The organism is Agromyces selenitireducens, from assembly GCF_052748465.2.
Map to the genome: position 1 here is coordinate 3,281,267 of NZ_CM188259.1, position 19,790 is coordinate 3,301,056.

Below are 19,790 nucleotides of genomic sequence, written 5' to 3' on the forward strand. Positions count from 1 at the left end.
CGTGGACGGGGCGACCGGTCGGTACACGTGCGACGAGCTCGTCGAGCGGTCGGGTGCTGACGCCGGGTTCGTGGACCGCCTGCTGGAGCTCGGCGTGCTCGCCCCCGCGGAGGACGGAACGTTCGGGCCCGGCGACGTGCAGCGCGTCCGGCTCGTCGAGGCGTGCGACCGCGCGGGCCTCCGCGCCGAGGCGATCGCCGAGGCCATCGGGGCCGGCCGGCTGCACCTCGGGTTCATGGACTCCCCGCAGTACCGCTGGTCCGAGCTCCGGACCGAGACATTCGGCGAGCTCGCCGACCGCTTGGGGATCCCGTTCGAGGTGATCCGGCAGTCCGGCGCGGTCCTCGTCAACCGGCACCTCACGCCCGAGGACCGCACGCGCGAGGACGACGAGGCGATCTTCACGATCATCGGCCTGGTCGCGACCATGGCCGACCTCGACGCGCTGGTCCGGATCGGGCGGGTGTACGTCGACGGGCTCCGCCGGGTCGCGGAGGCCGAGAGCGAACTGTTCCAGACCTACATCATCGGCGGGTTGATGCAGGCAGGGACGACCTACGGGGAGGCCCTCGCGCAGTCCGCCGCGATGGGCGCGCAGATGACGCCGCTCATGGAGCAGATGGTGCTCACGCTGTACCGCCGCCAGCAGGAACGCGGGTGGACCGAGGGGATCGTGGAGGGGATCGAGCGGGCCCTCGAGACGTCGGACTCCCAGGCGATGTCGACGCGTCCGCCGGCGTTCGTCTTCATCGACCTCGCGGGGTACACCGCCCTCACCGAGGAGCAGGGCGACGCCGCCGGTGCGCGGCTGGCCCGTGAGATGAACGCGATGGTGGAGCGGATCGTCGCCGACCACGCGGGCACGCCCGTGAAGTGGCTCGGGGACGGCGTGATGATCCGCTTCCAGCACGCGGGCCAGGCCGTGCGCGCCACGCTCGCGATGGTCGCCGCGGCGCCTGCGATCGGCCTTCCCGCGCACGCGGGCGTCGCCGCCGGACCCGTGGTGATGCAGGACGGCGACTACTTCGGCCGCGCGGTGAACCTGGCATCTCGGATCGCCGGCGCGGCGACGGCGGGCCAGACCCTCGTCACCGGCGCGGTCGTGGAACTGGCCGACGATCCCGGATTGCGGTTCCGCGAGGTCGGCCCGCTCGATCTGAAGGGCTTCGCCGACCGCGTCGGGGTCTTCGAAGCCCGGGCGGCCGGCTGAACAGTCCCGGCCGGCGGCCGCCGTCGTGCTGCTCGCACCCCGTCGAGGCACATCCGTCGGCCCGACGGAACCCCTTGACACTTCGCGCCCCGCGGCGCACCCTGCAAGCAGGCGGTCGGGGGCCCGAATCCCTCGCGCGCGCGAGAGGGGCGGCGATGACGACGTTCGGCATCGAGGAGGAGTTCTTCTTCCTCACCCCAGACGAGTTGCTGCCCGCCGACATCGCCGAAGACGTCTACCTCCGGCTCGCCGACGATCAGCGCTGGGGCACGCGCGTGCACCGCGAGTTCCTCGCGTCGCAGGTCGAGTACGCGAGCGAGGTGTTCACCGACCTCGGCACGGCAGGTGAGGCGCTGCTCGCGTTCCGCCGCGAGGTCGACGCCGACGCCGGACGCCACGCGGTGTGCGTCGCCAGCATCGGCACGACCCCGGACGCCCACCCGTTCCCCTCGATCACCGACACCGAGCGGTATCACCGGATCGTCCGCGACATGGCCGGGGTCATCGCCGACCACCAGATGAGCGGGCTGCACGTGCACGTCGGCATCCCGAGCCGGGAGCACGGCGTCGCCGCACTGAACGCCGTACGACCCTGGCTGCCGCTGCTCACCGCGATGACCGGCAACTCGCCGCTCTGGCGCGGGTACGAGACGGGGTACGAGAGCTGGCGCACCGTCCAGCTGCGCCGCTGGACCACCGCCGGCTGCCCGCCGCGCTTCGCCGACGCCGCCGACTACGACCGTCGCACCCGCCAGCTGCTCGGCATGGGCGGCATGGCCGACCTCGCCCTCATCGCCTGGAACGTGCGCCTGTCGGAGCACCTGCCGACGATCGAGTTCCGCATGGCCGACGCGCAGCTCACCGCCGACGACACGCTGCTCATCGCCGCCCTGTGCCGCGCCCTCGTCGTGCAGGCGATCGACGAGGTGGAACGCGACGGGCTGATCGCCGCCGCGGCCGTGCATCCCGTGCGACCGGCGGGCGACCCCGACCGCGACGTGCCACCCGAGCTGCTCAGCGCCGCGATCGTGCACTCGGCGCACGCCGGCCTGTCGAGCACCGCGTTCGACCCGGCCAGCGGACGCCTCGTGTCGGCGCCCGAGCTCGTGCGTCGCCTCGAACGCCACCTCGCCGAGCCGCTCGAGCGGATGGGGGACCGGGAGGTCGTGCACGACCTGGTCGAACGGTTGCTGCGGGACGGCACCGGGGCGGCGCGCCAGCTCGCGGCGCGGCGGCGCAACGGCATCGCCGGGTTGCGCCGCCTGTACGCGTCCACCATCACCGCGGCGCCGCGCACGAAGCGGGCCGCGGGCGCCGAGCGCGGGCCGGCGCGGGCGCCGCACGTCGAGCGGCTCGCCGGCGGCATCCGCTGACCCGGCGCACGCGCTGACCCGGCGGCACCTGGTCACCCGGGGCATCCGCTGATTCAACCGAACGGTTGAGGCGCCGGAACCGCCGGCCTGCCTACCGTGGGATCAGCTGACGAGATCAACCGACGAGTCCCACCGACGAGGAGATCCCATGAGCACGACGCACGAGACCACCCGCCCGACGACGAGCGAACGCCCGCCGGGCGTGGCAGACACCGTGCGGCAGGTGGTCGTGCTCGTGACGAGCGTGCTCGCGATCGTCGCGGCGTTCATCGGCTCGGGCGCGTTCGTGGGCACGCCCATCCAGGAGGCCGCTGGCGGCTGGCTCGACGCCGACTCCACGCTCATCGCGCCCGGCACGCCGGCGTTCTCGATCTGGAGCGTGATCTACACGGGCATGCTCGCGTACGCGATCTGGCAGCTGCTGCCCGCGCAGCGAGCGGACGCCCGGCACCGCCGCATCGGCTACGCGGTCGCCGCCTCGCTCGTGCTCAACGCGCTGTGGATCGGCGTGGTGCAGCTCGACCTGCTCGGACTCAGCCTGCCGGTCACCGTCGCGCTGGTCGCGGTGCTCGCCTGGCTGTTCGTGCAGTTGCGACGCAATCGTCCGAAGAACCTCGTCGACACGATCGTCACCGACGGCTCGATCGGGCTCTACCTCGGCTGGGTGGTCGTCGCGACCGCCGCGAACGCGACCGCGGTGCTCGCGGCGGCGGACTTCTCGGGCTGGGGGCTGCCCGACGAGACCTGGGCGGTCATCGTGATCGCCGCAGCCGCCGCCGTCGGCGTCGGGCTGGCCGTCTGGGGCCGCGGCCGGATCGCGCCGATGCTCTCCCTCTGCTGGGGGCTGTCGTGGGTCGCGGTCGCGCGGCTCACCGACGAGCCCGAGTCGACGACGACCGGAATCGCCGCGATCATCGCGGTCGCGGTCGTCGTCGTCATGACTCTCGGTATGCGGATCGCCGCGATGCGATCGGCACATGCGGGCGGTTCGGTGGGGGCCGACGCCACGACATGACCGGGGGACGCTGCGTGGGGGCGCAGCACGAGGAGCCGGGGTGCATTCGGGTCGCCCCGGTTCCTCCGCGTTCGGGCACCATGGGGTGATGAGCGTCGACGAACAGCCCCTCGCGGTCGACGTCGGCGACGGCGTGGGCACCGTCTCCGCGGTGCTCGCACGGCCCGCCGACGCCACCGCGACGGTCGTCGTCGCACACGGCGCGGGCGCCGGCAGGGAGCATCCGTTCCTGACCGGGTTCTGCCGGGCGCTCGCCGAGCGCGGCGTCGCCACGCTGCGCTTCGACTTCCCCTACCGCGAGGCCGGCCGCCGGTTCCCCGACCGCCCCCCGGTCGCGATCGCGACGTGGCGTGCCGTGACGGATGCCGCGGCCGCCCGTGCGCCCCGCGGCGAGCCCGTGTGGGCCGCGGGCAAGTCGTACGGCGGGCGCATGGCGTCGATGGCCGTCGCCGAGGGGATGCCCGCGGCCGGCCTGGTCTTCCTGGGCTATCCGCTGCACGCTCCGGGGAAGCCGGAGAAGCCCCGCGACGAGCACTTCGCCGCGCTCGGCGAGGTGCCGATGCTGTTCCTGCAGGGCCGCAACGACCCGTTCGCGATCCCGAACGAGCAGCTCGACGAGCTCGTGCGCCGCATCGGCCCCTCGGCCGTGCTCGAGTGGGTCGAGGGCGGCAACCACTCGTTCGAGGTGAAGGGGGCCCGGCGTCCGCCCGCCGAGGTCGGGGCGTCGCTGGCGCCACGGGTGGCGGAGTTCGTCACCGGACGTTCACGCGCCTGAGGGACCTTCGACCCCGTGGCATCCGCTCGGGCAGGGGAGCATCGTGCGGAGGAGGTGCACCATGACCGCTGTCCCGCCCGGTCCGCCGGAGTACGCAAACCCGCAGGTCGCACGCGCGGCCGCCACGACGACGTCCGACCGCTCGTTCATCGCCACCTGGCTGTTCGCGTGGCTGCTCGGATTCCTCGGCGTCGACCGCTTCTACCTGGGCAAGGTCGGCACGGGGATCCTCAAGCTGCTCACCGTCGGAGGCTTCGGCATCTGGTGGCTCGTCGACCTCGTCCTGACGCTCACGAACTCCCAGCGCGACGGCGACGGCCGGAAGGTCGTCGGCACGCGCCAGGAGCAGACCATCGGGTGGATCGTCACCGCGGTCGGCCTGCTGCTCGGCTGGATCGCGAGCGCGATGACGCAGGCGTTCGCCTTCCTCACCGACCAGCTGCTGCCGAACCTGCCCTGGCTGTCGTAGCGCCTGCCGACGCCCCCGCCGCCGGAGTCAGACCGCGGTGTACCCGCCGTCGACGAGGTGGTAGCTGCCCGTGATGAAGCTCGCGGCGTCGCTGGCGAGGAACGCGACGAGCGAGGCGACCTCCTCGGGCTGCCCGAGGCGCCCGATCGGGTGCTTCGAGACGAGGAACTCCTGCGTGGCCTCGTCGAGGTTCGCGTCGATCAGGGGCGTCTTGATGAACGCCGGCCCCACCGAATTCACCCGGACGCCCTGCGTCGCGTACTCGAGCGCAGCGTTCTTGGTGAGGCCGACCAGCCCGTGCTTGGCGCTGACGTAGGCCGAGGAGCTCGCGAAGCCGACGCTGCCGAGGATCGACGCGATGTTCACGATCGAGCCGCCGCCGTTCTCGACGATCGCGGGCAGTTGCGCGCGCATGCCGCGGAAGATCGACGAGAGGTTCACGTCGATCACCTTGTCCCAGCTGTCGATGGGGTACTCGCCGATGGGCGCCGCGGCACCGCCGATGCCGGCGTTGTTCACGGCGATCCGGAGGGGTGCGAGCGCGTTGGCGGCGTGGATGGACGCCTCGATCCAGCTCGCGTCGGTGACGTCGCCGACGGAGGCCTCGGCGTCGCCGCCGGCCTTGCGGATCTCCTCGACGACCGCTTCGGCGTGGTCGCCGTTCATGTCGTTGACGAGGACGGATGCGCCGTTCTCGGCGAGCAGCAGCGCGACCGCCCGGCCGATGCCGCTGCCTCCCCCGGTCACGATCGCCGAGCGGCCTGCCACGTCGTACTGGGCCATGAGTCGTCTCCTGTCGGTTGCACGAGTTCGATGCGGGTGACGGATGCCTCGGCATCCGCCGCCACTGCCCCACGGTAGGCACGTCGGGGCCGTTCCCGACAGGGCCTTGCGTCCCGTCGGCCGACGGGCTTCTTACGGTGTGCTGACGTTTCGCTCGGCGCCGGCCCCGGCGGCCGGGAGCGGACGTAGCCTGTTGCCATGCCAGACGCGAGCCGACGCCGTGCTCGGCGGGCGCTGCCCGGGTGGGTGCTGCCCGCCGCGGCCGGCGTCGCGTCGGCGGCGGTCGGCGCCGGGGTCGGCGAGCTCGCGGCGGCGGTGATCGCCCCGACCGCGTCGCCCTTCGCGTCGATCGGCTCGCTGCTCATCGACCTCGCGCCCCCGTGGGCGAAGGATGCCGCGATCGCGTTGTTCGGCACCGGCGACAAGCTCGCACTGCTCGTCGGGATCGCGGTCGTGCTCGTCCTGCTCGGGGCGCTCGCGGGCGTGCTCGAGGCGCGGCATCCGCGGTGGGGACGCGGGATGTTCGCCCTCGCGGGCGTGTTCGGGGCGCTGGCGGCGGCGACCCGCGCGAACGCATCGATGCTCGCGATCCTGCCCGCCGCGTTGGGCGCGATCGCGGCGATGGCGACGCTGACGCTGCTGCTGCGGCTGGTTCCGGTACGGGCGCCGGCGTCGGTGGCGGCACCGGATGCGGCGGAATCCGTCGCCCATCGGCCCGAGCGCGAACCGGCAGGCGCCGCCGAGGGCGTCGACCGGCGGCGGTTCCTCGCCTGGGCGGGCGGGGCGACCGCGCTCGGGGTGCTCGCGGCGATCGGCGCGGCCGCGCTGACGGCGAGCTCCCGCGCGGTCGTCGCGATCCGCGACGCGCTGCGGCTGCCGACCGCGGCGCGGCGCGCGTCCGTGCCTGCCTCGGCCGAGCTCGGCATCGACGGGCTCGCGCCGGTGATCACGCCGAACCCCGACTTCTACCGCATCGATACCGCGCTGAATGTGCCGCAGGTCGATCCGGCGGAGTGGCGGCTGCGCATCCACGGCATGGTCGACCGCGAGGTCGAGCTCACGTGGGACGAGCTGGTCGCGCTGCCGCTCGAGGAGAGCGTGACGACGCTCGCGTGCGTGTCGAACGAGGTCGGCGGCGACCTGATCGGCACCGCGGTCTGGCTCGGGTACCCGATCCGCGACCTGCTCGCCCGAGCGCGCCCGACGGCGGACGCCGACATGGTGCTCTCGCGGAGCATCGACGGGTTCACGGCGTCGACCCCGCTCGAGGCGCTCACCGACCCGGGCCGCGAGTCCGTGCTCGCGGTCGGCATGAACGGCGAGCCGCTGCCGCTCGAGCACGGGTTCCCGGTGCGGATGGTCGTGCCCGGGCTCTACGGCTACGTGTCGGCGACGAAGTGGGTGACCGAGCTGCTGGTCACGCGCTTCGACCGCGACCGGGCGTACTGGTCGGATCGCGGCTGGAGCGAGCGCGGCCCCGTGAAGCTGTCGTCCCGCATCGACGTGCCGCGCCAGGGGCAGTCGGTCGACGCCGGCCCGGTGGTCGTCGCGGGCGTCGCGTGGCACCAGCACACGGGCATCGAGGCGGTGGACGTGCAGGTCGACGGCGGGGACTGGCAGCCCGCGACGCTCGCGACGGCCATCTCGGCCGACACGTGGGTGCAGTGGCGGTTCGAGTGGGATGCCGCGCCAGGACGCCACACGCTGCGCGCGCGCGCCACCTCGTCCGACGGCGAGGTGCAGACCGCCGAGGTCGCCCCGGTCGCCCCCGACGGCGCCACGGGCGTGCACGAGCGCACCGTCGAGGTCCGCTGAGCGACACGCCGCACGTGGCGATCAGGACGTCGCGGCGTCCGGGTCGGCGAATCGCGCGACGAGCGCGTTCGCGATCTCCCGGTGACGGAGCAGGAAGGCGCGCTCGTCCAGCTTCTTGCGCCGGAGCCACGAGGTGACCTCGTCGTTGCTCTTGCTCGCGTTGCACGGACCGCACGCGGGCACGACGTTCTCGAGCGTGTACCGACCGCCGCGCGAGATCGGCAGGACGCAGTCGCGCTGCAGCCGCCGGTCGGTCGAACCGCAGTACGCGCAGCCGCCCCACGCCGTCGTGAGCGCGGTCCACTGCGCGTCGTCGAGGTCGTGCGTGACGCGCGCCATGCGACGCTTCCGTCGTCGCGAGTACACCGCCGTGCGGGTCCGGCTGACCGCCATGGCGCCAGCGTAGCCCGCGCGGACGTCAGGTCCGGGTCACAGCGCCGGGGTTCGCGGCGGGGCGACGCGACGCGACGCGAGCGCCTCGAACGCGGCGGCGAGGCGCAGCAGGGCCGTGTCGTCGTAGGCGCGCCCGGCGAAGGTGAGGCCCACCGGCATCCGGATGTCGCGCATGAGCCCCATGGGCACCGTGACGGTCGGGATGCCGAGGTGCCGTGGCACCAGGTTGCCGTTGGCGACCCACACGCCGTTCCGCCAGCCGAGGTCGGCGGAGTCGGGGTTCACGTCCATGTCGGCCGGACCGACGTCGGCGACGGCCGGGAACGCGACCGCGTCGAGTCCGAGCCCGTCCATCCACTGCTCGAGGTCGACTCGGCGGGTCTCCTCGAGGCCGCGGACACCGTCCTCGAGCTCGGGCATGTCGTCCCAGGTGGCATCCGGATGCGCGCGCACCCACTCGGGGTACTCGGCGATGTCGTCGTCGAAGCCCGCGTAGCGGTCGGGCAGCGCGCCCTCGGGGTGCGGGAAGATGCGCGATCCGTCGACGCCGGCGAGCGAGTGCAGCGCCGGGTCGCCATTGGCGTGCAGGAAGTCCTCCCACCCCCACGCCGACAGGTCGACGATCTCGCGCTTCAGGTACTCCGGCGAGACGAGCCCGCGCGTCGCGATCGTCGGCGCACCGGGCCGGTCGCCCTCGTAGTTCGACACGACCGGGAAGTCGACGAGCACGACCTCGGCGCCCGCCGCCTCGAGGTCGCAGCGAGCCGCCTCCCACAGTTCGATCGCGGTGTCGCGGGTCTCGATCCGCTGACCGGTCAACCCGCCGATCCCGACTGTGCCGCCGGGCTCGGCGGTGCCGGCCTCCGGGTCGGCGTTCACGTACATGCGCGGCACGCCGATGCGCTTCCCGGCGAGCGCTGCGCGGGAGTCGGCGGCATCCGTCACCTGCAGCGCAGGGTACGACGGCGGGCGAACGGCGGATGCCGCGGGCAGCTCGATCCACGGCTGCGCGCGCCAGAAGTCGCCGCGCGTCTCGGGGTCGTCGGCGACGATCACGTCGAGCACCTCGAGCAGGTCGGCCATCGTGCGCGTGTGCGGCACGACGACGTCCATCGTCGGCACGAGCGGCCAGTTGCCGCGCGTCGAGATCACCCCGCGCGACGGGGTGTAGGCGCAGAGCGCATTGTTCGACGCGGGCGCGCGGCCCGACGACCAGGTCTCCTCCCCCAGCCCGAACGCGCAGAACGAGGCGGCGGTCGCGGTGCCCGAGCCGTTCGACGAGCCCGAGCCGAAGGCCGCGGTCAGGTACTCCGCGTTGTAGGGGCTCTCGGCCCGGCCGTACACGCCGCGCTGCATGCCGCCGTTGGCCATGGGGGGCATGTTCGTCAGGCCCAGGCAGATCGCGCCCGACCCGCGCAGGCGCTCGATCGTGAAGGCGTCGCGCTGCGCGACGAGTTCGGCGAAGGCCGGGCTGCCGGATGCCGCGGTGAGCCCCTCCACGAGGTACGAGTCCTTGGCGGTGTACGGGATGCCGTCGAGCGGTCCGAGCGTCTCGCCGCGGGCGCGACGTGCGTCGGACGCACGGGCCTCGGCGAGCGCGTCGGGGTTCCGCACGACCACCGCGTTGAGCGCCGTCTCCGTGTCGGGACGGTCGTACGCGTCGATGCGGGCGAGGAAGGCCTCGACGAGCCCGACCGCGCTCGTGCGGCCGGCCTCGAGTGCCGCCCGGAGGTCGGCGATCGACGCCTCGACGACGTCGAACGGCTCATTCGCGCTCATCGCGCACCTCCGATGTCACGGTTCACAGGAGATGCGGCGATCTGCCGGCCGGAACCGGCGGATCGCTCCTGTGAATCGGCGGATGTCCTGTGAACGGAAGGAGACTCCAGCGCGGGCTGCTGCTGGGTGATGCAGTGGATGCCGCCGCCGCGGGCGAAGATGGCCCGCGAGTCGACGGTCACGACCTTCCGGCCGGGGTACGCGTCGGCGAGGATCGCCGCCGCGCGCGCGTCGGCCTCGGGCTCGCCGAAGCCGCACGCGACCACGCCGCCGTTCACGACGAGGTGGTTCACGTAGCTCCAGTCGACGAACCCCTCGTCGTCGCGCAGGGTCGCGGGCGCGGGCAGGTCGACGATCTCGAACGTGCGGCCCGCGGCATCCGTCTGCCCCTCGAGCAGTGTCCGCAGCTCGCGGGTCACGGCGTGGTCGGGGTGGGCCGGGTCGGGCTGGTGGTGGAGCAGCAGGTGCCCGGGCGACGGGATGGTCGCGACGATGTCGACGTGCCCGTTGGTTCCGAAGTGGTCGTAGTCGCGCGTGAGCCCGCGCGGCAGCCAGACGGCCTTCGTGGTGCCGATCGTGCGGGCGAGCTCGGCCTCGACGCGGGCGCGGTCGGCGTAGGGGTTGCGGCGCGGGTCGAGCTGCACGGTCTCGGTCAGCAGCACGGTCCCCTCGCCGTCGACGTGGATGCCCCCGCCCTCGTTCACGAGCACCGAGCTCACGAGTTCGGCGCCGACGTGGGCCGCGGCGAACCGGGCGATCTCGGCGGAGACGCGCCACTCGGCCCAGTCGGGCGCACCCCAGCCGTTGAAGATCCAGTCGACCGCGCCGAGCACGCCGGGACGCTCGTCATCGACGACGAACGTGGGGCCGAAGTCGCGCATCCAGAACTCGTCGAGCGGCGCCTCGACGAGCTCGACCTCGGAGGAGAGCATCCTCCGGGCGCGCTCGGTCTCGGTCGGGTCGACGACCATCGTGACGGGCTCGAACTCGGCGACCGCGTGGGCGACCGCGGCCCAGGCCGCGTAGCCCTCCTCACGTTCCGCGGGCTCGGCGCCGAGCGTGATCCCCTCGCGCGGGAACGCCATCCAGGTGCGCTCGTGCGGGGCGGTCTCGGCGGGCATGCGCCAGGTCATGCGAGCACCTCCGTGCGGTGGGCGGATGCCGCGGCATCCGCTTCGATGATGTCAGCGGATGCGGCATCCGGTCGCTTCGCCCGGTCGCGGTACGGGCGGGTGTTCAGCCAGAGCAGCGCGTACAGGCCGCCGCCGAGCACCGGACCGACGATCGCCGAGAGGTCGGCGCCGCCCAGCGTCTCCGAGATCGGGCCGACGTACAGCGTCGTGTTCGCCGACATCACGGCGACGGCGACCGCGACGACCATCGCGACGACGCCGGCCGGGAACACGCCGCCGCGATACCAGAACGGGCTCGCGGGGCTCGTGTCGTCGAGGGCTCGGCCGTCGTAGCGGTTCCGGCGCAGCACGATGTCGATCGCGTAGATCGCCACGAGCGGACCGAACACGGTGACCGACAGCTCGAGCGAGGCGCTGAGCGCGTCGAGGAAGCTCGGGGAGAGGAACAGCACCCAGCCCGCGGCGGCGGTCGCGAGCACGCCGGTGATCACCGTGACGGCGGCGCGAGAGATGCGTGCGCCGAGCGCCTGGGCGTAGAAGCCGGTCGAGTACGCGACGAGCACGTTGTTGGTGATGCTCGACAGCACGATCATGCCGAGGAAGACGGGCGTGAACCACGCGGGCACGATCTCGCCGATGGTCAGCTGCGGGTCGGTCATGTCGATCGCGGTGCCGGCGACGACGCCGAGCGCGCCGATGAGCACCGCCGGCAGGAAGCCGCCGAGCGCGGTGTACCAGGCGACCTTCCGCTTCGAGACGTCCGTCGGCAGGTAGCGGGCGTAGTCGGCGCCGGTGCCCCACGACAGCGGGCTCGAGGCGACGATCGCGAAGCCGAGCATGATGAGCGCCCAGTGGTCGGCGACCGGCAGCGGCTCGACGGCGTACGCCCAGTCGGCGGCGCCGAGCACGAATGCGGCGAGCACGACGAACACGACGGCGAGCGCTGCGGAGAACCAGGGCGCGAGCGCGAGGATCGTCGCGTGGCCGTAGACGCCGATGACGAAGCTCAGCACGCCGACGACGAGCAGCACGGCCCATTCGCCCCCGGCCGGGAGGCCGACGCCGAAGTGGGCGAGCAGGGCGATCGCGGCGAGCGTGGCGAAGGCGACGTTGATGATCTCGTAGAAGATCCCGATCGCGACGCCGAGGCCGGCGCCGAAGACCTTGTTGCCGCGGATGCCGAACATGGCGCGCATGATCGTCACGCTCGGGGCGCCGGCGGCGGGGCCGCTGACGGCGAGCCAGCCGACGAGCGCCCACCAGAGGTTGCCGACCACGGTGATGATCAGGGCCTCCCACAGGGAGAGCCCGAGGAGCATGAGCACGCCGCCGACGACGAAGTAGAGGTAGCCGACGTTGGCCGACATCCACACCCAGAACAGGCTGGACGGCCGGCCGTGGCGCTCGCCGGCGGGGACGTGCTCGATGCCGTGCGTCTCGACGTGGCCGACGCGGTCGGCGACGGGCGTCGGCGCCGCGGTCGGGGGGCTGGTGGTGGTCATGCGCGAACCTCATCGTCCGATTCTTTATTGATCGATTGATCAATAGTGCAGGAGGTTACATAGACTGACGGCACGATGTCAACACCCACCCGCACGAGGGCCTCGCGCAAGAGCCCGGCCGAACGATCGGTCGAGATCTCGGATGCCGCCCGCCGGCTCGCACTCGATGACGGCCTCGCCGCGCTGACGCTGCGCTCGATCGCGGCGCGCACCGGCGTCACGCCCGCCCTCGTGGCGCACTACCACCCGAACATGGACGCGCTCGTCGCCGACACGTTCGACGTCATCGTCGCCGCCGAGATCGAGGAGGTCGCGCACCTCCTCGCCGCACTGCCCGGCCCCCGCGAGCGCCTCGGCGCCCTGCTCGACACCCTCCTCGACGGCTCGCGCGACGACGTGACGGTCGTCTGGGTCGAGGCGTGGGCGATCGGGCGCCGCAACGACGCGCTCGCGGCATCCGTTCGCCGGCAGATGGACGCATGGCAGGGTGTCGTGCAGGGCGTCATCGAGCAGGGCGTCGCCGAGGCCGGGTTCGAGACGGATGACGCGGCCGCGACCGCCTGGCAGCTGCTCGGCATGGTCGACGGGCTCAACGCGCAGGCGCTCGTGCGCTGGGGCGACGCGAGCGACCGGGGCTCGCTCATCCACCGCGCGGTCGAGGGCATGCTCGGCCTCGAGCGCGGGGCGCTCAGCGCGACGCGAACGGCTTCGGGAGGACGACGAACGACGACGTGAGCGCGCGCTCGGCCGCGTCGGCGGTCTGCGCCTCAGCGCCCACGGATCGGACCGACGCGTACCAGCGCTCGGCCGCGTCGGCGGAGGGAGGGACGGCCGCGATCGCCGCCGCGGCCTCGGCCTGCGCCGGCGCCGGCGCCGGCGCCGGCGCGCCCACGTTCGCCGCCACGGCGAGCGCCAGGTAGCCGCCGACGAGCAACGCGGTGAGGATGATGCGATCCATGCCTCCCACGTTCACGGGTGCCGCCGCGTCCCGCATCCGGGGGTGATCCTCGATTTCCCACGAGGAACCCTCAGATCGATGCCAGACTGGAGGGGTGCCGCGCGATGCGAGTCCGCTCGTGGGTCGGGAGCGCGACCTCTCGACCCTCGGTCATGAGATCGCCGCCGCGGCGAACGGCGAGGCCCGCACCGTGCTCGTGCGCGGCGAGCCGGGCATCGGGAAGACGGCGATCATGGAGGCCGCCTGCCGCGCACCCGCATGCACCGCGACCGTGCTGTTCGCGCGCAACCTGCCCCTCACCACGCGGGTGCCGAATCTCGCCGTGCGGACGCTGCTGAAGCAGGCCGGCGCGCTCGAACGGACGGATGCGACGCACCGACCGCCGCCGCTCGCGCTCGACGAGGCCGTCGATCGCCTGCTCGCCCACGGCCCCGTCGTGGTCGCGATGGACGACCTGCACTGGGCCGACCCCAGCACGCTCGATGCGTTGATGTTCCTCGCCGGCGGCGACGAGCGCCGCCCGCTCGCCATCGTCGCGACCGTGCGCGCGGGCGCCGGGCGACCGGTCGACCGTTGGGCCACGGACCTGCTGCGGCTGCCCGGCACGCGCGCGCTCGACCTCGGGCCGCTCGACCGGCTCGCCATGCGCGAGCTCGTCGCCGCCCGCATCGGAGGCACGCCGCACGAGACGCTGGTCAGCGACGTGGTCGCCCGCACGCGCGGCAACCCCTACCACGCCCGGTTGCTCCTCGAGGGCGTCCGCCCCACCGCCACGGCGGCACCGGCGGCCGTCGCCCCCGACCTCGGCTCGGCGCTCCTGCAGGCGTGGTCGCAGTTGCCGGATGCCACGCGCGAACTCTGCGTCATGCTCGCGCTGCACGGCAAGCCGGTCCGCGCCCGCACGCTCGCCGCCGTCGACCCCGCATGGGCCGACGCCGAGCGCGACCAGCGCCCCGCGCTCGCCACGAGCGTGCTCGAGCAGGACGAGGACGGACGCCTCTGGTTCCACCATCCGCTCATCGCCGAGGTGCTCGTCGCGCAGATCCCGGAGGCCGAGCGGCGCGACCGACACCGCGAGCTCGCCCGGAGCACCGAGCGCGTGATCGCGTCCGGCGCGACCTCCGTCGACCTGCTCGTCGACCTCGCCGACCACCTCGCGGCGGCGGGCGACCCGAGCGGATGCCGCGAGGCCAGCAGACACGCGATCGACGCGCTCGCGCGCACCGGCGACCGGGCGACGCGACTCCGGCTCATCCGCCGCTGCGTCGAGCTCCAGGACGCCGACCCGGCCGGCGCCTCGCCCGACGAGCGACGCCCGCTGCTCGAGCAGTGGGCCGATGCCGCGGCCGAGGCCGACGTGGCCGAGGACGAGTACGCCGCGATCTCCGCCCTGCTCGAGACGGCCGATCGCGACGCGGAACCGCTGCGGGTCGCCGCGCTGCTGCTCCGGAGACAGCACCTCCGATTCCGGGTGGGCGCCGGCCTCGCCGACTCGGCACCGGCGCGCGAGGCGGTACGACTCGCCTCGGCGCACCCCGACGGGCGCGAGTACGCGCTCGGTCTCGTCGAACTCGCGCATGCCGAGATCCTCGAGGGGGACCCGGCCTGCGTCGCGCACGCCGCCGAGGCCGTCGAGCGGGCGACCGCGCTCGACGACACCGAGGTGCTGTCGTTCGCGCTCGCGGCAGCAGGCCAGCTCGCCGCCCTCACGCGCGACCTGCCGCGCGCCCGCGAACTCGCCGCACGGACCCAGGCGGTCGCGCTGCCGAACCGGCACTTCTGGCCGGCGATGCTCGCCGGGTTCTGGGAGGCCTACGCGCAGCCGGACTACCGATCCGCGGCACGCAGCCTGGGCGCCATCCGCTCGGAGCTCGAGGCGGCCGGCGCGCCCTACCTCGTGACGGCCACCGTCGCCCTCACCGAGGCACGGACGCGCATCACCATCGGCGAGGTCGCGGCGGCCCGGGCCGCCCTGCGGCACGTTCGCGCCGAGGACCCGCCGCGCTTCATCGACCTCGGGCTGCGCACCGCCTCGGCGCTGCTCGCCGCCTACCAGGGCCGGGCGGACGAGGCCGAGGCGCACCTCCACCGTGCCCGCGAGCGATTCCCGGAACCGCCGGCGTACACGCGCTCGTCCGAGACCCACGCCCGGGCGCTCGCCCGGTTCGCGCACGCCGACGCCCAGGGTGCGCTCGATGTACTGAGCCGGCGTCTCGCCGAGGCCCCGGGCGACAACTCCTGCGAGTGGCTGGTGCCCCTCGCCACGCGCGCGATCGCCGACCTCGCCCAGGCCGCACGCGACCACCACGAGGATCCGTCCGGACCGCTCGCGCGCCTCGACCTGCTCGAGGCCGCACACCCGAGCGTGCTCTGCCGCACGCTCGGCGTCTCCTACGAGTCCGACCTCGTGGCACTCGACGCCCTCACCGTGGCGGAGCGCGGCCGCGCGCGGGACTCCGACACGGCGAACGAAGCCTGGGCGACCGCGGCGGACGCCTGCGCGGTCGCCGGCCTCGCCTGGGAGGAGGCGTACGCGTGCCGCCGCGGCGCCGAGGCGGACCTGGCCGGCGACGCGGGCTCGCGCGAGCGGGGTCGCGCCCTGCTCCGGCGCAGCGCATCGCTCGCGCGCCGACTCGAGGCCGACGCCCTGCTCGACGAGATCGAGTCGCTCGCGCTGTGGTCCCGCGTGCGGCTCTACGGCGACGACCCGCGCGAGGGTGGCTCGTGGGACGACGACGGGCCCGGCACCCTCAGCGGCGTCGCGCTCACCCGTCGCGAACGGGAACTGCTGCCGTACATCATCGACGGCCGCACCTATGCGGAGATCGCCGCGCTGCTCACGATCAGCGAGAAGACGGTGAGCTCGCACATCTCGAACCTCCTGCGGAAGACCGGCGCGGCGAACCGGGTCGACCTCGCGCGGATGGCGGAGGGCCGCGAGCGCTCGGCGTGAGCCGTTGTCGGACGCCACGGCTAGCGTGGTCTCCACGGCGACTTCAGGAGGCCCGATGTACCTGGTGGACGGCACCGTCGTCACGAGCGCGAGCGACCTGAAGAAGGCGTCCGACTGCGAGTTCGCCTTCCTGCGCGAACTCGACGTGAAGCTCGGTCGCGAGACGCTGTTCGAGCCCGTGACCGACGCCATGCTCGAGCGCGCCGGGCGGCTCGGCGACGAGCACGAAGACCGCGTGCTGCAGCGCTACCGAGACGAGTTCGGCTCCGGCGTCGTCGAGATCGCACGTCCCGACCTGCGCGACCCCGAGCAGCTCGCCGCCGCGGTCGAGGCCACGCGCGAGGCGTTCGCGTCCGGAGCGCCCGTGGTCTTCCAGGCCACCTTCGTCGACGACGGGTTCGTCGGCTTCGCCGACTTCATCGTGCGGCAGCCCGACGGGCGCTACCTCGTGCAAGACAGCAAGCTCGCCCGCCGCGCCCGCGTGACCGCGCTGCTGCAGCTCGCCGCATACGCGGCGCAGCTCGACCGGCTCGGCATCCCCCGCGCCGGCACCGTCGAGCTGCTGCTCGGCGACGGCACCACGAGCTCGCACCGCCTCGACGACATCGAGCCGGTCTACCTGCTCCGGCGAGACCGACTGCGGCTCCTCGTCGACGAGCGCGTGGCCGACGACGGCCCGGTCGCCTGGGGCGACCCGCGCTACGCGTTCGACGGCCGCTGCCCCACGTGCGACCTCGAGGTCCAGGCCCATCGCGACCTGCTGCTGGTCGCGGGCCTGCGCACCACGCAGCGCGCGCACTTCGTCGAGGCGGGCATCACCACGATCGACGAGCTGGCCGCGTCATCCGGCCCGGTCGACGGCGTGCTCGACGCGACCCTCGAGGGGCTGCGGGTCCAGGCCCGGCTGCAGCTCACGGCCGAGGCGGCCGAGCTCGAGGCCGCGGCATCCGGCACCCGAACGCCCGACGACCCGCCCCTGCCGCCGCCCGTCGAGGTCCGCGAGCCCGGTGCGCTCGCCGCGATCCCCGAACCCGACCCGGGCGACCTGTTCTTCGACTTCGAGGGCGACCCGCTCTACACCGAGGGGCCCGCGACGCAGTGGGGCCTCGACTACCTCTTCGGCATGATCGACGTCGACGAGCGGTTCACGCCGATCTGGGCGCACGGCTTCGCCGACGAGCGCGAGGCGCTGCTGGAGTTCCTCGCGTTCGTCGAGGAACGGCGCCGGCGGTACCCGAACCTGCACATCTACCACTACGCGAGCTACGAGCGCACGCACCTGACCTCGATCGCCGCACGGCACGGCGTCGGCGAGGCCGAGGTCGACCAGCTGCTCGCCGACGGGGTGCTCGTCGACCTCTACCCGATCGTCAAGCGCGCGGTGCGCGTCGGCAGCCGGTCGTACTCGATCAAGAAGCTCGAACCGCTCTACATGGGCGACGAGCTGCGCGAGGCGAACGTGACGTCCGGCGGCGATTCCATCCTCGAGTACGTGCGGGCGCGCGCGCTCCTCGACGCCGGCGACCGCGAGGGCGGCGAGGTCGTGCTGGCCGACCTGGCCGAGTACAACCGCTACGACTGCGTCTCCACGCTGCGCCTGCGCGACTGGCTGCTCGGGCTCGCGCGCTCCCACTCCGTCGCGCCGGTGCCCGCGCTGCTGCTCGTCGAGCCCACGGCGAAGCAGTACGCGGCCAGCCCGCTCGCCGTCGAGCTCAACCGGCTCGCCGGTCCCGCCGTCGAACGCGGCGGCGACCCCGACCGCACGGCCCTCGCGATGGCCGCCGCGGCGATCGACTACCACGATCGCGAGATGAAGACCTTCTGGTGGGGGCACTTCTTCCGGCTCGAGCAGCCGCTCGAGGGGTGGGAGGACCACCGCGACGTCCTCGTCGTCGACCCGGCACGCACGGTGGTCGTGCACGACTGGTACCGCGAGGGCAAGCAGCAGCAGGACCGCCGCGAGCTGCTGCTGCGCGGCCGCATCGCGCCCGGTTCGCGGTTCACCCCGACGAGCGAGCCGTTCGTGCTCTACGAGTGGCCGGCGCCGTTCCCCTCCACCTCGCGACGGCCCGGGTCGCGCGGATCGACCCGCGCGCGAGTGCTCGAGGTCACCGCCGACGGGGTCCGCATCGAGGAGCGCTCCGTCGCCGGAGAGACCTGGCGCGAGCTGCCCTTCGCGCTCGTGCCGGGTACGCCGCCGCCCGCCGGCCGGCAGAAGGACGCGATCGCCGAGTGGGCGCGGCCGATCGCCGAGCGGCATCCGACGTGGCCGCACGACCCGGCGACCGACCTGCTGCGGCGCGTGCCGCCGCGCACCCGTTCGGGATCACTCGCTCCGCTGCCCGACCACGAGTACGTCGGCGCGGTCGTCCGCTCGCTCGGCGACCTCGACGACTCGTACCTCGCCGTGCAGGGGCCGCCCGGCACCGGCAAGACGTACGTCGCGTCCCACGTCATCGCGCGCCTCGTCGGCCACCACGCCTGGAAGGTCGGCGTCGTCGCCCAGTCGCACGCGGTGGTCGAGCACCTGCTCGACGCCGTCGTCGCGGCCGGACTCGACCCGCGACTCGTCGGCAAGGCGCCGAAGGACCGCGACGACGGCGTCACCCGCCCATGGACCGCGATCGAGAAGGACGGCGCCGCGGCCTACCTCACCGCGCACGCCACGACCGGATTCGTCTACGGCGGAACCGCGTGGGACTTCTCGAACGAGGGCCGCGTCGGCCGGCGCTCGCTCGACCTGCTCGTCGTCGACGAGGCCGGGCAGTTCTCGCTCGCGTCGACCATCGCCGCATCGGTCGCCGCGCGTCGCCTGCTGCTGCTCGGCGACCCGCAGCAGCTGCCGCAGGTGAGCCAGGGCACGCACCCCGAACCCGTCGACATGTCCGCGCTCGGCTGGATCGCCGTCGGCCACGACGTGCTGCCCGCCGAACTCGGCTACTTCCTCGCCGAGAGCCGGCGCATGCATCCTGCGCTCGCCGCACCCGTGTCGCGGCTGTCGTACGAGGGCGAGCTCCAGTCGCACGAGTGCGCGGCGCTGCGCTCGATCGACGGCGTCGACCCCGGGCTCACGCCGGTTCCCGTCGACCACGAGGGCAATACGACCGAGTCCGCCGAGGAAGCCGCCGAGGTCGTCCGCATCGCCGCCTCGCTCATCGGCCGCGCGTACACCGACACCACCGTCGGCCCGGAGCCGACCCGCGCCGACGCACGTCCGATCGCGCAGTCCGACCTCATCGTCGTCACGCCCTACAACGCCCAACTCGCGCTCGTGCGCGACGCACTCGACCGGGCCGGCCTGCGAGAGGTCCCCGTGGGCACCGTCGACAGGTTCCAGGGCCAGGAGGCCGCCGTCGCGATCGTGACGCTCGCGGCGTCATCGGCGGCCGCCGCTCCCCGCGGCATCGAGTTCCTGCTGCTGAAGAACCGCCTCAACGTCGCGATCTCGCGGGCGAAGGTGGCCGCGTACCTCGTGTACTCCCCCGGCCTGCTCGATGCGCTCCCGCGCACGCCGCAGGGCGTCGCCCAGCTGAGCGCGTTCGCACGGCTCGTCGGCGTCGAGCTCCCCTCCCTCGACCGCGCCGCGGTGGGCTGAGCCGCCGCACGATCGTCGCCGTGCGGTCGCTGAGACT

General features: G+C 73.6%; 15 protein-coding genes. 9 read left to right on the forward strand and 6 right to left on the reverse strand.

What is annotated here, in order from left to right; all coding sequences use genetic code 11:
- The first annotated feature begins 1 nt into the window (after position 1).
- The 5 genes from ACULK4_RS15400 (at position 2) to ACULK4_RS15420 (ending at position 4,842) form a co-directional block, all read left to right on the forward strand.
- On the forward strand, positions 2 to 1,210 hold the full coding sequence (locus tag ACULK4_RS15400) for an adenylate/guanylate cyclase domain-containing protein (protein ID WP_445966462.1): 1,209 nt from the start codon (positions 2 to 4) through the stop codon (positions 1,208 to 1,210).
- Between the two features lie 155 nt (positions 1,211 to 1,365).
- Positions 1,366 to 2,583: a carboxylate-amine ligase gene (locus ACULK4_RS15405; protein WP_445966463.1), complete on the forward strand. Its 1,218-nt coding sequence runs from the start codon at positions 1,366 to 1,368 to the stop codon at positions 2,581 to 2,583.
- 148 nt (positions 2,584 to 2,731) lie between these two features.
- Entirely contained in the window at positions 2,732 to 3,598 is an 867-nt protein-coding gene (locus ACULK4_RS15410) for a TspO-related membrane protein (RefSeq protein ID WP_445966464.1), read from the forward strand.
- An 88-nt stretch (positions 3,599 to 3,686) separates the two neighbouring features.
- Positions 3,687 to 4,373, forward strand: a complete 687-nt coding sequence (locus tag ACULK4_RS15415) for an alpha/beta hydrolase family protein (protein ID WP_445966465.1) — start codon at positions 3,687 to 3,689, stop codon at positions 4,371 to 4,373.
- Positions 4,374 to 4,434: 61 nt separating this feature from the next.
- Positions 4,435 to 4,842: a TM2 domain-containing protein gene (locus tag ACULK4_RS15420; RefSeq protein WP_445966466.1), complete on the forward strand. Its 408-nt coding sequence runs from the start codon at positions 4,435 to 4,437 to the stop codon at positions 4,840 to 4,842.
- A gap of 27 nt (positions 4,843 to 4,869) precedes the next feature.
- Here ACULK4_RS15420 and ACULK4_RS15425 read toward each other — a convergent pair whose 3' ends face one another.
- Positions 4,870 to 5,625, reverse strand: coding sequence for an SDR family NAD(P)-dependent oxidoreductase (locus ACULK4_RS15425; protein WP_445966467.1), 756 nt, complete (start codon positions 5,623 to 5,625; stop codon positions 4,870 to 4,872).
- Positions 5,626 to 5,823: 198 nt separating this feature from the next.
- On the opposite strand from ACULK4_RS15425, the gene ACULK4_RS15430 reads away from it, so the two are divergent.
- Positions 5,824 to 7,440, forward strand: a complete 1,617-nt coding sequence (locus ACULK4_RS15430) for a molybdopterin-dependent oxidoreductase (RefSeq protein ID WP_445966468.1) — start codon at positions 5,824 to 5,826, stop codon at positions 7,438 to 7,440.
- 21 nt (positions 7,441 to 7,461) lie between these two features.
- Here ACULK4_RS15430 and ACULK4_RS15435 read toward each other — a convergent pair whose 3' ends face one another.
- The 4 genes from ACULK4_RS15435 to ACULK4_RS15450 are packed head-to-tail and all read right to left on the reverse strand — an operon-like array spanning position 7,462 to position 12,247.
- Positions 7,462 to 7,833: an HNH endonuclease gene (locus ACULK4_RS15435; protein ID WP_445966469.1), complete on the reverse strand. Its 372-nt coding sequence runs from the start codon at positions 7,831 to 7,833 to the stop codon at positions 7,462 to 7,464.
- A 36-nt stretch (positions 7,834 to 7,869) separates the two neighbouring features.
- Positions 7,870 to 9,612 carry an amidase gene (locus ACULK4_RS15440; RefSeq protein WP_445966470.1) on the reverse strand — a complete coding sequence of 581 codons (1,743 nt, stop codon included), beginning with the start codon at positions 9,610 to 9,612 and terminating at the stop codon, positions 7,870 to 7,872.
- Positions 9,609 to 10,745, reverse strand: coding sequence for an agmatine deiminase family protein (locus ACULK4_RS15445; RefSeq protein ID WP_445966471.1), 1,137 nt, complete (start codon positions 10,743 to 10,745; stop codon positions 9,609 to 9,611). Before ACULK4_RS15445 ends, ACULK4_RS15440 begins: the two co-directional genes overlap by 4 nt.
- Positions 10,742 to 12,247: a purine-cytosine permease family protein gene (locus ACULK4_RS15450; RefSeq protein ID WP_445966472.1), complete on the reverse strand. Its 1,506-nt coding sequence runs from the start codon at positions 12,245 to 12,247 to the stop codon at positions 10,742 to 10,744. Before ACULK4_RS15450 ends, ACULK4_RS15445 begins: the two co-directional genes overlap by 4 nt.
- Before the next feature lie 75 nt (positions 12,248 to 12,322).
- Between ACULK4_RS15450 and ACULK4_RS15455 the strand changes: the two genes are divergently transcribed.
- Positions 12,323 to 12,982, forward strand: a complete 660-nt coding sequence (locus ACULK4_RS15455; RefSeq protein ID WP_445966473.1) for a TetR/AcrR family transcriptional regulator — start codon at positions 12,323 to 12,325, stop codon at positions 12,980 to 12,982.
- On the opposite strand, the gene ACULK4_RS15460 is transcribed toward ACULK4_RS15455, so the two are convergent.
- Positions 12,936 to 13,205: a hypothetical protein gene (locus ACULK4_RS15460; protein WP_445966474.1), complete on the reverse strand. Its 270-nt coding sequence runs from the start codon at positions 13,203 to 13,205 to the stop codon at positions 12,936 to 12,938. The two genes, ACULK4_RS15455 and ACULK4_RS15460, sit on opposite strands and share 47 nt — an antisense overlap.
- A gap of 94 nt (positions 13,206 to 13,299) precedes the next feature.
- On the opposite strand from ACULK4_RS15460, the gene ACULK4_RS15465 reads away from it, so the two are divergent.
- Complete coding sequence (locus tag ACULK4_RS15465) at positions 13,300 to 16,158, forward strand: helix-turn-helix transcriptional regulator (RefSeq protein ID WP_445966475.1); 2,859 nt, start codon at positions 13,300 to 13,302, stop codon at positions 16,156 to 16,158.
- Positions 16,159 to 16,213: 55 nt separating this feature from the next.
- Positions 16,214 to 19,753, forward strand: a complete 3,540-nt coding sequence (locus ACULK4_RS15470) for a TM0106 family RecB-like putative nuclease (RefSeq protein ID WP_445966476.1) — start codon at positions 16,214 to 16,216, stop codon at positions 19,751 to 19,753.
- Positions 19,754 to 19,790: the final 37 nt, after the last annotated feature.